Here is a 15,732-nt window from a genome sequence, read left to right on the forward strand (position 1 = left end):
TTTCTTTCATTCGTAGTATCCTTCTGTGGATTTGCGAAATTGGCTAAATTGTTCTGCATCATGACCAAACCAAATTTCAGAATTAGTTTCTTGAGCAATGCGGCGAATTCGTTCGACGGTATTCACATAGCCGAGCGAATCGTAAATAATACCGGGCGGCTTAACAGGAGGACCATAATTTTCCGCTGTGTAAATCGCGTCGGAGGCAAGGATTATTTTCCCCGTTTCCGCCAGTTCAACATGAAGGCCCAACATTCCCCAAGCATGACCACTTCCAAAGTTTAACACTCTTACCCCTTCTGCCAGCAAAATCTGATCCTCATGCCGTTTTACTGTCCGCCACTGCAAGTTGTTTTTAATCCATGCATCGATATCAGCCCAAATATAAGCTCCTTCTTTTTGGTTTCTCGCATAACATTGCAATGCACCGTTAAACTCGTCTTCATGGACAACAATCGTCGCATTCGTAAACATTTCCAAACATCCAGCATGGTCTAAATGCAAATGAGAAGCAACAACATAACGAATATCCTCTGGACGGACTCTTAACTGTTCTAACCGATTGTGCAAATAACATTCTTCACTGGCATTCCATGGGAACATTTGCTGGGTCGCTTCCGCCCATCTACCTTGAGGACCCATAGAATTCGGGTTACAGGCTGTATCGAACAAAATTTTTCCTTCCGGATGATCAATAAGAACCGTATAAATAGGAAACTCCACAAACTCCGTCTGTGCATTCGGATTGTGAATCGTCGCCGGATTGTGCATCGCAATCATCCAGTTCTTGTCCATCCTCATTCGTCCATTATCCATGACATACAACTTTGGGCGAGGTTTAACTATGTTTGTCATCATCTTTTCCTCCTCTATCATTATTTGATTAGGGGGTCTTGTCACCTTCCCCTGTTTTTTCATTTACGCAAGCAGTATGCCAACCCCCATAGCTGACGACATACACAAGTTATAACAATCCTTCTCTCTCCCTCCACAGGACTGGTGGAACGCGGACACCATCGGCCATTTGGCAGTCTTTCATCCGAAAAACGAGCTAAGGCATGTCTAATAAAAAGAACATAACCAAAAAGCAGTCGACTCAAATGTTTTATGACCCTACATTCATATTTCAACGAAAAAAATCACCATTGCAGAGAAGGAAAAGATGACAACTCTGTTGAAATAAGCATATTGTTACCGTTTTCACCAGTCGGTGATTATTTTCACCAATCGAAAAAAAGGGGGATTCTTATTGAATACCACGATGAATCAGGAATGGATGCAATCTCTTCTTTCCTCGTTTCATAACGGCGTCATCGTCATTGATCGATATAACCAGATTGTCTTTCTCAATGACGCAGCAAAACAACTGCTTCACCTCGAAGGAGAAGAGTGGAAAGGCAAAGACATCTTTGCCCTGTTGCCCGAAACAAAGCTCCCACATGTAGCCAAAACAGGGGAACGAATGATCGGGACAGAAGCGATCATTCACGGACGCACCTTTCTTGTCAATCGCACTCCTTTTTATGAAAACGGTGAATTAGCCGGTGCAGTTGCTGTTTTGCAAGATTTCAATGAAATCGAACATTACCGTCAACTTTCCAAACAAATGGAAACAATTATCGAATTCTCAACAGATGGCATCTATGTCGTTGACGGCAACGGCATAACGCTTATGGTCAACTCCGCTTATGAACAAATCACTGGATTTCGGCGTGAGGAGCTGATTGGCCGGCATATGGAGGAACTCGTTCGTGAAGGCTATTTCGATCAATCCGTATCTTTGCTCGTTTTAAAGCAAAAGCAACGTATTTCCATGTTGCAGACCATTGGCGGAAAAAAAGATGTCATCGTCACTGGAAATCCAGTATTCAACGAACAAGGAGACATCGAGATGGTGGTCACGAGCGTCCGCGACATCTCGGAACTGAACAAGCTGAAGCTTGAGTTGGAAAAAGCCAAAAGTTTTTCACAGCTCAACCAGCATCGTTATACGTTCTCCGTCGACAACCGTGAGGAGGCCATGATTTGCCGCAGCCCGGCCATGAAAACACTCATCGACAAAGTAATGCAAATCGCAGCCTACCCAACAACGGTGTTATTGACCGGCCCGTCCGGCGTCGGCAAAGAAGTGATCGCTAATTTGATCCATTATCTCAGCCCACGCAAAGACGCTCCCTTCATTAAAGTCAACTGCGCGGCGATTCCTGAATCGTTGCTTGAGTCAGAGCTGTTCGGCTATGAAAAAGGGGCGTTCACCGGCGCCCAAGCCGGCGGCAAAATCGGTTTGTTTGAACTTGCCGATGGCGGCACGATTTTGCTTGATGAAATTGGAGAAATGCCGCTTTCCTTGCAAGTGAAGCTGTTGCGCGTTCTTCAGGAAAAAAGAATACAGCGCATCGGCGGCCGTAAAGCGAAAGCGCTCGATGTCCGCGTCATTGCCGCCACCAACCAAGACCTTCAAAAGCAAATGGAAGCCGGCCTGTTTCGCGCCGACTTGTACTACCGGCTTCACGTCGTTGAACTGTACGTTCCACCGCTGTCCGAGCGCCCGCAGGACATCGAGCCGCTCCTTGACCATTATTTCAGCTTTTTCTGCGAACAATACCGCATTCCAAAGAAGCTGTCGCCAGCAGCCAAAGCGGTACTGGAGCGATACCATTGGCCCGGCAATGTCCGCGAATTAAAAAACCTAATGGAAAATTTAGTCGTCTCCGTTCCGTCCCGATGCATCGAACCCGATGACTTGCCGTCCCACATCCGCCGTCAAATGGAGTCACCGTCAGCATCGACGCTGAAAGAAAAAGTGGAACAGTACGAAAAACAGCTCGTGTTCGAAACGCTCGAAGCTGCCCCATCGCTCCGCAAAGCGGCTGAACAGCTCGGCATCGATCATTCGACATTAGTGAAAAAATTGCAGCGTTGGGGAATAGCGAAACGTCCGCGGCCGTAACCGACAAGCGCGGACGTTTCACTCATTTCCGCCAAGCTTCCTCCAGCTCCCGCTTCAGCTCTTCGACAAGCTCCGCGGCCGGAAGCTCCCGCGCCAGCCGATATCCCGTCCCGGCCCAAAGCGACATTCCCTCCGGGTCGCCCGCCTTGGCGGATGCGGCGCGCAGCGGCTTCGTCATATGGTGCACATGCGGATACGCCGCCGGCGCCAAGGCGCGATACTCCGCCATAAACCGGTTCACAAGCCCGCGCGCCGGCCGGCCGGTAAACGCCCTCGTCACGGCCGTCTCCACAAACCGCGGATCGGCAAGCGCCTGTTTATGAAGCGGGTGCGCCCCGCTTTCCGGGCAGCGCAAAAACGCCGTCCCGAGCTGCACCACGCTCGCCCCGGCTTTGAGCGCCGCCGCGATGCCGCGCCCATCCATGATCCCGCCCGCCGCCACAAGCGGAATCCGAACCGCCGTCCGCACTTGGGCCAGCAGCGGAAACAACTCGAGCGCCCCATCCTTTTTCGGATCGTTGCCAAACGAAGCCCGATGCCCTCCCGCTTCCTCCCCTTGCACACAAAGCGCATTCGCCCCGGCTTCAGCAGCCATGCAGGCTTCTTCCCTTGATGTCACCGTCACCATGACAAACGACCCGGCCTTTTGCAAGGCGGCGATCACTTCCTTTGATGTCACCGTCACCATGACAAACGACCCGGCCTTTTGCAAGGCGGCGATCACTTCCTTGTCCGGGCAGCCGAACGTAAAGCTGACGACCGGCACCCGCTCCTCAAGAAGCACATCAAACTTCGCCTCCCAGTCGTCGTCCTCCCATTTCGGCTCGCCGACTGACGCCCCAAGCCGCTCCGCCTCGGATTCGAGCACGGCGCGGTAGCGTTCGAGCGCCTTTTCATCCACTGTTTTATCCCCCGGCACAAACACATTCACCCCAAACGGCCGGTCCGTCAACGTCCGCAGCTTGTGAATTTCCTTCCTCATGGCCTCCGCTGTCTTGTACCCGCCGGCCAAAAAACCAAGCCCTCCGGCGTTCGACACCGCCGCCGCCAGTTTAGGCGTCGACACTCCGCCAGCCATCGGGGCTTGGATGATCGGGATGGGAAGTGTAGAGAACATACGTATCTCCCTTCTTTCAGCTAAAACCGTTTTGCCCCTCTCCTATTTTTTCGCGCTTCGTGCTCGGATTTCCTCCCCCTTTGTCGAATCAATCTTTACGCCGACTATGTCTTTTGCACGCTCCATGAACGACAGCTGTCCGGCCAACGCGGCGCGTTTTCAACATCTCACATACATATGGTAAGAACAGGTGTTATCCGTTGTTCAATCAATCGATCGAAACATAAAGCGAACAATACGATCCATGCCTAATCGCTGTCACCTGACGTCCAATAAACAGGCTGTTTGTTCATGATTTGTCCCTTTACTCAATATCCTTTAACAAACGGCTGGCCACTTTGATAAACGTTTTGCCATCCTCAAACGAAAAATAGCGCATGCTGTTTTCATGGACAAGTTCTTCGATTTTTGCCCATGTCTCCGTATCGCTGCGATGATGGATGCGTTCGAGTTTCTCTACTTCCAACTTCAAGGCACGAACCACCCACTCCGGTTCATCCGCTAGAAATCGCAAAAACTGTTCTTCTAATTGAGCATTGTAAAACGTCTGATTGTAATACGAGTCAAAGAAATATTGAAGATGTTCGAATTCTTTTCGAATGTCCATGTTTCATCTCCACCTTTCAAGTTCTCCTTTCGACAAACGTGGCGGGTCATCCTGCCTTATTGCTTGATCAAACAAAAAACTCCCCAAACCATCCACTGGTTTAGGGAGTTTATCGTCACGGCCGAAACACCTTTAACCGTTTCGCCAGTTCTTTCGTACGCGGATATACATCGCGATAAATCGCAAACAGCTCTTTGTATTTCGCCGCCGCATCCGGCCGCGGTTCGACGACGGATTCGACTTGTTTGAACGCATCCGCGCATTGCTTGAGCGAATCGAACCAGCCGACGCCGCAGGCCGCGATCATCGCGGCGCCGAGCCCCGGCCCTTGTTCGCTTTTCAACTTCTCCACCGGCAGGCCGAAAATATCGGCTTGGATTTGCAACCACTCGGCGCTTTTCGCCCCGCCGCCGATCGAGACGACCGAGTCGATCGTTTTGCCGCTCGCTTTGATGATCTCCACCGACTCGTTGAGCGAGAACGTAATCCCTTCCATGACCGCGCGGGCGAAATCCCATTTCGTCTGCCGCGAGTCGATGCCGATAAACGACCCGCGAATATCGGCGTCCGCATAAGGCGTCCGCTCGCCGACCAAATACGGCGTAAACAACAACCCGTTCGCACCGATCGGCGACTCGGCAGCGCGCTGGACGATCTCGGCAAACGGCACGTCTTCCGCAAACGTCCGCTTCCACCAGTCAAAGCTGTAGCCCGCCGCCAGCGTCACGCCCATGATATAGTAGGCATCCGGTTCAGCATGGTTGAAGTAGTGCACGCGTCCAGCGAAGTCTTTTTCCCCGCTTTGTTCATAGGCAAGCACGACGCCTGACGTGCCGATGCTTGACATCATGCGCCCTTCTGCCAAAATGCCCGCGCCAACCGCACCGCACGCATTGTCGGCCCCACCGGCGAACACTTTCACCGATGACGGCAGCCCGGTCTGCTCGGCAATCTCCGGGCGCAGCGTCCCGACGAACGCCGTCGCTTCAACAAGCGGCGGACAAAGCGAAAGATCGACGCCGACCGCCCGGGCAATCGCCTCGCTCCACGTTTTCGTTTTGATATCCAACAGCAGCGTCCCCGCCGCATCCGATACATCCATCGCCATGTGCCCGGTCAAGCGGAAGCGGACATAATCTTTCGGCAACAAAAACACCCGCGCCTGCTCGTAAAGGTGGGGTTCATGGTTTTTCACCCACAGCAGTTTCGGCAGCGTAAACCCTTCCAGCGCCTCATTTTTGGCAATGGAAAGCAGCTGGTCGCGGCCGACCTTTTCTTCAATTTCCCGACACTCTTCCGTCGTTCGCGTATCATTCCACAAAATCGCGTTGCGCACGACATTCCCGTCGCCGTCAAGCAACACCAGCCCATGCATCTGTCCGGAAAAACTAATCCCCGCGATCGACTCGGGGGAAACGCCCGCCGTCTCCCAGACGCGGCGCAGTGCGACGATCGTTTTTTCCACCCAATCATCGGGGCGCTGCTCGCTATAACCGGAATGCGGCTGGTAAAGGGGATAGGACTCGGTCCATTCCCCTCTCACCTCACCGTGTCGGTCGACAAGCAGCACTTTGACGGCACTCGTTCCTAAATCGACGCCAATGACGTATTCCATCCTCATCCCTCTTTCACGAACGGGATACGCTCGGCACGCTGACTTCCAACAAATATTGATTGAGCAGCGTTTTCAGCCGCTCTAAGCGGCCGGACGTATTGCGAATTTCGCCGAGTTGCAAGGCATACTCCTCAAGCTTTTTGAAGTCCGCCGTCCCTTCGACAATTTCGCGGCCAATGCCTTCCGTATAGCTTTTGTACCGCTCTTCGATGAACTGTTCAAACACGCGGTCTTCCAACAATCGATGCGCGACTTTTAAGCCGATCGCAAAGCTGTCCATCCCGGCGATATGGGCGTAGAACAAGTCTTCCGGTTCAAACGAACCTCTCCGCACTTTCGCGTCAAAGTTCAAGCCGCCGCGCCCAAGGCCGCCGTTTTGCAAAATTTCGTACATCGCCAAGGTCGTCGCATACAAGTCGGTCGGGAATTCGTCCGTATCCCAGCCGAGCAGCGTATCGCCTTGGTTGGCATCGACCGAGCCCAACATGCCGTGAATGCGGGCGACGCGCAGTTCATGTTCAAACGTATGCCCGGCCAATGTCGCATGGTTCGCTTCAATATTGAATTTGAAATGATCTTTCAGCCCGTACGTTTGCAAGAACGCCAACGCCGTCGCCACATCAAAATCGTATTGATGCTTCGTCGGCTCTTTCGGCTTCGGCTCGATCAAAAACTGGCCGTCAAAGCCGATTTCTTTCGCATAGTCGACCGCCATGTGCAAGAAGCGGGCTAAGTTGTCAAGCTCCAGCTTCATGTCCGTATTCAAGAGCGTCTCATAACCTTCCCGGCCGCCCCAAAACACGTAGTTTTCCGCTCCGAGCCGTTTGGCGATCTCGAGCCCTTTTTTCACTTTCGCCGCCGCATAGGCGAATACATCGGCATTGCATGACGTTGCCGCCCCGTGAACGAAGCGTGGATGGCTGAACAAGTTCGCCGTATTCCACAGCAGCTTCGTTTTGCTTGTTTTCATGTACTCTTCAATCATATCAACGATTTCATCCAAGTTTTTATACGTCTCGCTGAGCGTTTCCCCTTCTGGCGCAATGTCGACGTCATGGAAGCAGAAAAACGGAACGTTCAGCTTTTCAAACAGCTCAAACGCCGCCTCGACGCGCGCCTTCGCCAAATCCATCCCGCTGTATTTGTCCCACGGGCGAATCATATTGCCGACGCCAAACGGATCCGATCCATCCCCCGTGAACGTATGCCAATAGGCGACCGAAAAGCGCAAATGCTCCTCCATTGTTTTGTCGCCGACTTTTTCTTCCGGATTATAAAACTTAAACGCCAACGGATTGCGCGACTCCGGTCCTTCATATGGAATGGTGCCGATATTCGGGAAGTACGCCATTTCAAGTCCTCCTTAAATAAGCGAGAATGATTTGTTTCAGTTTTATTATAACGCTTTCATGATTGTTTGTCTATCATATAAACAAAGTATTCTATAATTCTTTGTACAAAAAATAGTCAAAATCCGCATAGTTGTTTTGCCCCGAACCGTCCCGACAATGCATGCCCACAAACGCTCCGGTAAACGCAGCCCGGCTTTTGATATAGTCATCCGACAGTTTATATGATTCAAACGTGACAGGAAGATCAATCCAATTCATTCCATCGAAAGAATAAGAGTATTTGTACGTTGTCGCTTGCACGGTTACCCGTAAATACACATACTCGATGTCATCAGGAACGACAATCTCCCGTCCCCGCAACGGTTGATCAACCACGAGATGATCGCATGACATCAATTCAAGAATCCGTCCTTTTTCCTCATGCCATGTGATTTGAAGCGTCGTCCAGTTTTGCGTATTGTAATAGTTTACTAGACCAGCCGATTGCTGAAAGGTTGTGGGGCGAAAGGACACTTTCGTCTCGGCAATGAAGTAAAAATGCTGCCATCGTCTGGCGACAAACGCCTGTGTAAACCGGGAAGTAAGCGACTCTCTTCCGTACAGCCGCAAATGTCCCGGACGAGCCTTTAAGGTAGCGATGTCTTCCCCTAAAGGAATTCGTAATGTTTGAAAATGGTGGTTTAATGTATCACCATCAAAATCATCTTTTTCATCGTAGTCTTTTTCCCACGGAACTTCCTCAACGTTCGGGCCATCGATTTCCAACGAAGGTTGATTTCCTCCCACGACATAAGGCCAACCGTCTCTCCATTCAAGCCGTTGAATCGCCGTTTCACGTCCGAGCGGGCAATAGCCGCGGTGTTCCAGCAACGGCTGTCCTTCCCTTGGCAGCGGCCGACCAGTTAAATGAACAAGAAACCATTCGTCCGTATAAGTATGGACAATCGACGCATGGCCAGCCTTTTGCAACGGATTGCGCGGGTAAGGCCAAGACGTAATCAGCGGATTGTCGGGATGCACCTCATACGGGCCATAGAGAGAGCGCGACCGGGCAATCGTCGCCGCATGGTTGTATCGCGTTCCCCCTTCCGCCGTCAATAAATAATAATAACCATTGATTTTATACAAATGCGGCCCTTCTGTAATTCTTAAGTCCGTTCCTTTGAAAATAATTTTCGGCTCACCAACCAATTTTTTCTGTTCCACACTGTATTCTTGAAGCACAATCCCGTAAAACGGATGATGGCCGACGCGGTGATCCCAATACATATTCACCAAGTATTTTCTTCCATCCTCATCATGAAAAAGAGATGGATCAAATCCAGAGCTGTTTAAATAAATCGGGTCCGACCACGCTCCATCGATCGTGTCGCACGTCACAAGATAGTTATGACCATCCTTCCACTGGCCTTCGACAACTTTCACATCCGTATAAATGAGCCAAAACTTCCCATCACTGTACGACAAATGCGGCGCCCAAACGCCCCCGGAATCCGGGTTTCCGATCATATTCAATTGGCTTAACCGATTCAATGGCCGCGCCACCAAACGCCAATTCTTTAAATCTTTCGAATGATAAATTCTCACCCCCGGGAACCATTCGAACGTCGAAACGGCAATGTAATAGTCATCTCCCGCCCGGCAAATGGATGGATCGGGATGGAAGCCGGTTAAAATGGGGTTTTTGATTTTCAACACTTTCTCTCCCCTCTCTTTTCCTGCCTTTCTGCTTTCAATGAGAGAACCTGGTACCGCTTTCCGCTTGTGAACATCACATGTCTAGCAACAGCCATTTTCAGCCTAAACGAAGAATCGACGTTTTGGCGAATCCCGCTGTTCAGCGAACTAGCGCTGTGTTCCGCGGCCTTCTAGGAAACCGGTGATTTAAGGGAAAATACGGCTGTCCAGCATGGTTTCCGAAATGGAAAAACCTTGTTACACCATCCATTTATTCCTTTTGATTTCCAACAAGTCGAGCGAATCTGTTGTTTTTCATCTCCCTTCTAGCCGAAACATTGACTGATTAGATTTATTCCCCCTTCACTCCTCCCAGTGTCAATCCTTTAATAAAGTATTTTTGTAAAAACGGATAGACAAGGATGATCGGAACACTGGCGATAATGGTCATTGTGGCCCGAATGGATGATGGAGTGACAGTATTAGCATCCGCATGAGCATTCGCAAATGCATCAGCCGCTGTTTTTCCAGACATCGTTGCATTCGTGTTTTGCAAAATCTTCATTAATTCATATTGCAAGGTGCTTAAATTGGGGTTGGAAGAATTATAGAGAAAAACATCGAACCAAGAGTTCCATTGATACACGGCCACAAACAAGGAAACTGTAGCCAACACAGGCAAGGAAAGGGGCAATACAATCTGAAGAAATATCCGAAATTCCCCTGCTCCGTCAATCCGTGCCGATTCGATCAGACTGTTCGGCAGACCTTCAATAAACGAACGAATCACAATCAAATTAAAGACCCCAATGATGCCTGGGATAATATATACCCAAAACGTTCCAATTAAGTGGAGATCCCTCATCAGCAAATAGGTAGGAATTAACCCCCCATTAAAATACATGGTCAAGATAAAAGCAATCGTGACAAACTTACGAAAAACAAATTCCGGCCGGCTGATGACATAAGCCACCATCGCTGTACAGAAAACAGAAATGGCGGTGCCTAAGACGGTTCTTAAAACCGAAATGAGTAACGCATTAAGCAGCGTATTTTCCTTTAACACATATTCGTAGTTGTAAAGTGTAAACTCCCGAGGCCAAAGATAAATCCCCCCACGAATCGCGTCATTGGCATCGTTTAAAGAAATGGCCAACGTATTCAACATCGGATAAAGCATAACGACACAAAGAACGAGCATCAAGCTATAGTTGCAAACATCAAAAACCATATCTCCCCATGACGTATAACGCATCCTCCATCTTTTCACTATCTGCTTCAATCTCCTTTCCCCCTAACGAAATCGTCTTCTTAAAACAATCTAGCCTGCCCCAAACGTTTAGCAATATAATTTGCGCTAAACAGAAAGATAAAACTGACAACGGTTTTAAAAATCCCAGCAGCGGTAGCTAAAGCAAAATTCCCCATGGCGATGCCATACTTCAGCACAAAAATGTCAAGGTTTTCCGAATAATCGAGGTTCATCGGATTCCCTAACAAATATTGGGGTTCAAACCCGGTCTCCAAAATATTCCCTAAATTCATAATCAACAAAATGACAATCGTAGGCTTTAAAGAAGGAAGTGTAATATAAAAAATGCGTTGCAGGCGAGAAGCTCCGTCGATTTCCGCCGCCTCATACTGTTCTGGATCAATCATGGCGATCGCCGCTAAATAAATAATGGTGTTCCACCCTAGGTTTTTCCACACTTCTGAGGCGCCAATGATTCCCCAGAAATACTCTCCAACCCCTAGCCATAAAATCGGTTCGTCAATAACATGCAATTTTTGCAAAACAATGTTGACAATGCCATTTTCTAATGACAAAGCGTAGGAAATGATGCTCGCCGCAACGACCCACGATAAAAAGTGCGGCATATAGCTAATCGTTTGAACAATTCGCTTAAATTTTCCATTGCGCAACTCATTTAATAAAATCGCTAACGTAATAGCCGTCACAAATCCGAGAACGAGGTTGATGATGCTCATCGCTAACGTATTCCGCAACACTCGAAAAAAGGCCTCATCTTGAAAAAGAAAACGAAAGTGCTTCCATCCGACCCATTCTTGTTCACTGAACGGCAAGCCGGGGCGATAATCTTGGAAAGCGATGGTCCACCCCCACAGCGGCAAATATTTAAAAATAAATAACCAAATCAAAAACGGAAAGCTCATCAAAATCAATGTTTTTTGCTGCACTATTTTTTTCCAGATGTTTTTCCGTTTAGATAAGTGGGATTCCACTGCAGCGGGGGCCGGTGTGATAGTTTTTATATGCTTTTCAATCTCCACTTTTCCTTCCTCCCTCTAGAAATGTTGATGTATAAAGGCTTTGCGGCCTCTCAGGGGTGTCCAAAAAATATTTTTCGACAAAATCCCTTACATCCTTTTTCAGTTTTGTGGATATCTTACAGACCTAGGGTGCGCTTCGCGGTCACGGATGGGTATATTTTCCTCCTTTTTCAGAAAAGAAGGGCACGGCCAACTATATATTCACAGCCGACCGGCCCAGACGGATCCACTTTTCTCTCATTTCTTACTTTGTTCAACTTTCATTTTTACATATTTTGTGATTTCATCTTCAAATGCTTTAATATCCAATTTATTGTATTCCTTCACATATTCTTTCCAGTTTTTCTCGAACTTGCTTGGCGGATCAAGCACCAATTTTGGGAAATACTTTCTCTGTAAATCTTGTTTCTTTTGCTGATAAATTTGAGCCGGAGAACCTTGTTTGATGGGCGCACCCCACGCCGGATACCAAGGCCGCTCATCCGGTTTGGCAAATAAATCAGAAAATACTTTTGCCCCATAGGCCGCTAAGATTTTCTTATCCCCTTCTGTATAGCTAGCTTGGGCAACTTCCGGCTGCCGGCGCGGCTCCCACGCATTTCCATCCGAGAACAGCCCGTTTCCACGTGGCCAGTGCCACTCGAAATAAGGAAATCCAAACTGTTCACGGAACTGTTCATCGGACGTCTTCTTGATTTGCTCCGGTGTTCGATAGAAACGCCCTTTCTCATCTACTTCATACGTTTCCCCTTTAATTCCCCACATCATTAATTTTTGATTTTCCTCTTTAGCCATATTATCTAAGTATTTGATAATGCGAACCGGATCCTTCGCACTAACCGTAATACCGAGTCCACGATTAAACACATTGGACGGAGGATCTATATATTGATCTTTAATATTTTTATCAAACACAATCGGAAGCGGCATATAACGTAAATCGTCATCTCCTGATCGCTTAAGAGAATCTAATGCCTGCCCTACCTGCCAACCATAATCGAAAAAGCCTAGCACTCTTCCAGAAGCAATTTTTGCTAAATATTCGTCATAGTTAGAAACAAATGATTCTTTATCAAATAAACCTTTTGCATTAATCTCATTTAATTTTTTCAACCAGCGTTTCGTATACTCTCCATTTCCATACACTTTAGCCTCGTGCGTTTGCATATCAACGATAACTTCCCCATCGTTCGGGTAACCAGCTAAATGTGCTGGCGGATTGGAAATAGCGAAAAATCTCCAGTCATAAGTGAGTGCAGTAAAGCCAATGGTAGGCTTTCCATTTGTCTGCGGATACTTTTCTTTATATTTCTCAATTAAGTCGAAATACTCATCCAACGTTTTAATTTTTGGATACCCAAACTCTTTTAATACACGTCTTTGAATCCAAAACGCCCCTTGGTCAATATCAGGATTTGGAACGTATCCGTGGTTGACGCCAAAAGGTAATATATATATGTTTCCATCTTCTGTCTTCATTTGTTCCAAATATGGTTCATATAATTTTTTTAAATTTGGAGCATGTTTTTCAATAAGATCGTTTAACGGAATAAACGCTTTAGCATCAATCAATTTATCAATAGCCGCATCAGGTACTAACGTATCAGGATACTGTCCACTAGCAATCATCGTACCAATTTTCGTATTAAGATCACCTACTAAATATTCCATTTTTACATTAACACCAGTTTGCTCTTCGAAAATTTTTCCTATTCTCGTTTGATTTGCTTCAATATTTTTTAATGAGGCGCCTCCATTAAAATAAGTAAAAGTAAAAGGTGCTTTCTCATCGTTATTTGTTGAAGATGACTCACCCTCATCGCTACCGATGTTCGCTTTTTCGTTACAAGCGGTTACTAAAAGAAGCAACAAACTTAACAGTAAAGAAACAAGTACATTCCTTGTCATCCTTTTCCCCCTTTTTCGTGCAATTGTGTTTTCACTCATCTTCTCTCCCCCCTTTTTTGTAATCGCTTCCATTGTAACATCGCTGTTCTTTTTTCTTAACCTAACAAACTTAAGGCGATATTTAAAAAAGTTAAGATATGGAACGATGGCAGTTGTAATCAACAAGTTCCGATCTCCCCTGTTCCATCGTTGTCACCTAGCAGCTGTGGTGGTGACAAGAAGGGCAACCAATGAATTCCTGGCAAATCTAAACGCTGCCATACTTCCCTGAAAAGGCTGGTGAACAATAGCAAGCCCCTCACTCACGTCGTATGATATGAGACGAGCAGCCGATGCCAAAACGGCGAAGCAACTTGCTCCTTCATCACCGTCTTTCTAAAGATCCATCCTCTGGGCCTTGAACCCTCAGGGGCAGTTCGTTGCCAAAGATGGCAAAGAGCCGCTTTCGAACGAGCATGACAGATGGACACGGTTCTTTAACAGGATAAATTTTCTAGTGTCCCTCATATGAACAAAAAGGTGCCCCGTTTTGTTTTCGAGACACCTACTTCACATAGTTGCTTGACGAAGCCTGATCGATCGGGAGAGAGAAAAAAACAACGAATCCACGGTTATTGTACATTTGGAACGTAAAATGCTCACCGTAATACATTTTAAGGCGATAGTAGACGTTTCTAACTCCTACATGCTCAGTAATCTCCTCCTCTTCTTTGAGAGAACGCCAGAGCTGCAACAACTGTTGCTCATTCATGCCCGGACCGTTATCGCGAATCGTAAACGTTAACCATGGTCCTTCTGCACGCACTTGTATATCAATGTTTCCTTGTCCTGCTTTGGACTCCACCCCATGTTTACATGCATTTTCAACAAACGGGAGGATGATCATATTCGGAATCGTATGTTCTAAGACAGACTCATCGATATCGATCCTATACTGAAGCTTATCCCCAAATCGATAGCGCTGGATGGAAAGCAGCCGGGAAACAATATCCATTTCCTCCCGCACTTTGACCCAGTCACTTCCCCATGAAATGGATTTCCGCAAAATTCTTGCCATATGTTCGATCATTTCAGCAGTTTCATCTTCATGTTTCATGAGGCTTCTCATTCGAATCGTTTCGAGCACATTGAAAAGGAAGTGAGGATTCATTTGACTTTGCAAGGCATTTAATTGAGCCTGCTTTTTTTGCAGTTCCATTTCTTTCTTTTGGATGTTAGCCATATAAACATCTTGAATGAGCCGCTTGATCGTTAATGACATACGGTTAAACGCCTTAGCCAATTGCCCGATTTCATCATCATAAAGTTCCGAATGGATCGTTTCAAATTTCCCCCTCTCCACCTTTTTCATGTAACTCAAAATATTGACGATTCTTGCGTGCAATGGTTTAGAGACAAGAAAAAGAATGATGGTAGGAACAACGAAATTCACAAAAGCGATCGAAAAGATAAAAGCCATGAAATAACGAGTGTTGTTCACCAGTTTTTCCTCGGAAACGACGCCAACAATGCTCCATCCATGAAGGTAATGGGCTTTTTTATAACGGTGGGATATAACTATGCGTCCCTTCTCGGTCCGGGCAGGTGGCTTCCCCTTATTATGAACGTTGTTTTGCACACGAGTCGAATATTGAATGTTTCCTTGACGATCAACAACATAAATCTCTCCAGGAAACGCCCTAGTGCGAAGCAGATGATCGATAGCCATCGGTTCTAATTCAATTCGAACCATCCTGTTTGTCTTATTATAAAAGGAGAAATAATCCAACTTTCGGACAATACTAAGCGAACGTCCCGTGCGGACTAGGACAGGAAATGAACGTATGTCCCTGTACCAGCCGGCTTGTTGGAGCTGAGGAGTAATGGGCTGAACGGAACCAGAAAAGATAACAGTCGAATTGTCGGTAAAAAAAACGATGGAACGAATGAAAGGATGCATATAACGATACTTGTTAAATTCAGGAAATACATCATGATAATGCTGGACGTACTCCGCATCCGAAGTATACTGTCGATCAAGCATTTCGTTAATTCGGCTGTCCGTATATAACAGAGAGGAAATGCCAACAACTTGATCGATTCCTTGCTCAAAATCTTTTGCCAATTGTTCTATTACTAATGAGGCATCGTGCAGTTTCTGTGTTCTTACTTGATTCGTCACCACATAATAAAACAATCCGTTCGTGACGGTAGTGGGAATCAACACAGCAAACA

At 47.2% G+C, this 15,732-nt stretch carries 11 protein-coding genes; 1 reads left to right on the forward strand and 10 read right to left on the reverse strand.

Going from position 1 to position 15,732, the window contains the following annotated elements; genetic code table 11:
- Positions 1-6: 6 nt before the first annotated feature.
- Positions 7-855: an AhlS family quorum-quenching N-acyl homoserine lactonase gene (gene ahlS, locus A0V43_RS06665; protein ID WP_033025506.1), complete on the reverse strand. Its 849-nt coding sequence runs from the start codon at positions 853-855 to the stop codon at positions 7-9.
- Between the two features lie 394 nt (positions 856-1,249).
- Between ahlS and A0V43_RS06670 the strand changes: the two genes are divergently transcribed.
- Positions 1,250-2,950: a sigma-54 interaction domain-containing protein gene (locus A0V43_RS06670; RefSeq protein ID WP_081823183.1), complete on the forward strand. Its 1,701-nt coding sequence runs from the start codon at positions 1,250-1,252 to the stop codon at positions 2,948-2,950.
- Positions 2,951-2,972: 22 nt separating this feature from the next.
- On the opposite strand, the gene A0V43_RS06675 is transcribed toward A0V43_RS06670, so the two are convergent.
- The 9 genes from A0V43_RS06675 to A0V43_RS06715 form a co-directional block, all read right to left on the reverse strand.
- A complete protein-coding gene (locus tag A0V43_RS06675; protein WP_063192687.1) occupies positions 2,973-4,067 on the reverse strand; it encodes an NAD(P)H-dependent flavin oxidoreductase in 1,095 nt (364 codons plus the stop codon).
- A 304-nt stretch (positions 4,068-4,371) separates the two neighbouring features.
- The gene (locus A0V43_RS06680; RefSeq protein WP_033025484.1) at positions 4,372-4,674 is read right to left on the reverse strand and encodes a hypothetical protein; all 303 of its coding nucleotides are present in this window, start codon (positions 4,672-4,674) and stop codon (positions 4,372-4,374) included.
- A gap of 115 nt (positions 4,675-4,789) precedes the next feature.
- Positions 4,790-6,289 carry a xylulokinase gene (gene xylB, locus A0V43_RS06685; RefSeq protein ID WP_063192688.1) on the reverse strand — a complete coding sequence of 500 codons (1,500 nt, stop codon included), beginning with the start codon at positions 6,287-6,289 and terminating at the stop codon, positions 4,790-4,792.
- 13 nt (positions 6,290-6,302) lie between these two features.
- Positions 6,303-7,640 carry a xylose isomerase gene (gene xylA / locus A0V43_RS06690; protein ID WP_063192689.1) on the reverse strand — a complete coding sequence of 446 codons (1,338 nt, stop codon included), beginning with the start codon at positions 7,638-7,640 and terminating at the stop codon, positions 6,303-6,305.
- 91 nt (positions 7,641-7,731) lie between these two features.
- Positions 7,732-9,339, reverse strand: coding sequence for a glycoside hydrolase family 43 protein (locus tag A0V43_RS06695; protein ID WP_063192690.1), 1,608 nt, complete (start codon positions 9,337-9,339; stop codon positions 7,732-7,734).
- Between the two features lie 331 nt (positions 9,340-9,670).
- A complete protein-coding gene (locus A0V43_RS06700) occupies positions 9,671-10,573 on the reverse strand; it encodes a carbohydrate ABC transporter permease (protein ID WP_044745014.1) in 903 nt (300 codons plus the stop codon).
- 56 nt (positions 10,574-10,629) lie between these two features.
- A complete protein-coding gene (locus A0V43_RS06705; RefSeq protein WP_013145204.1) occupies positions 10,630-11,610 on the reverse strand; it encodes an ABC transporter permease in 981 nt (326 codons plus the stop codon).
- Between the two features lie 237 nt (positions 11,611-11,847).
- Complete coding sequence (locus tag A0V43_RS06710; RefSeq protein ID WP_063193826.1) at positions 11,848-13,518, reverse strand: ABC transporter substrate-binding protein; 1,671 nt, start codon at positions 13,516-13,518, stop codon at positions 11,848-11,850.
- A gap of 544 nt (positions 13,519-14,062) precedes the next feature.
- On the reverse strand, positions 14,063-15,682 hold the full coding sequence (locus A0V43_RS06715) for a cache domain-containing sensor histidine kinase (protein WP_236930975.1): 1,620 nt from the start codon (positions 15,680-15,682) through the stop codon (positions 14,063-14,065).
- Positions 15,683-15,732 lie beyond the last annotated feature (50 nt).

This window comes from Geobacillus sp. JS12 (genome assembly GCF_001592395.1).
GTDB classification, from domain to species: Bacteria; Bacillota; Bacilli; order Bacillales; family Anoxybacillaceae; genus Geobacillus; species Geobacillus zalihae.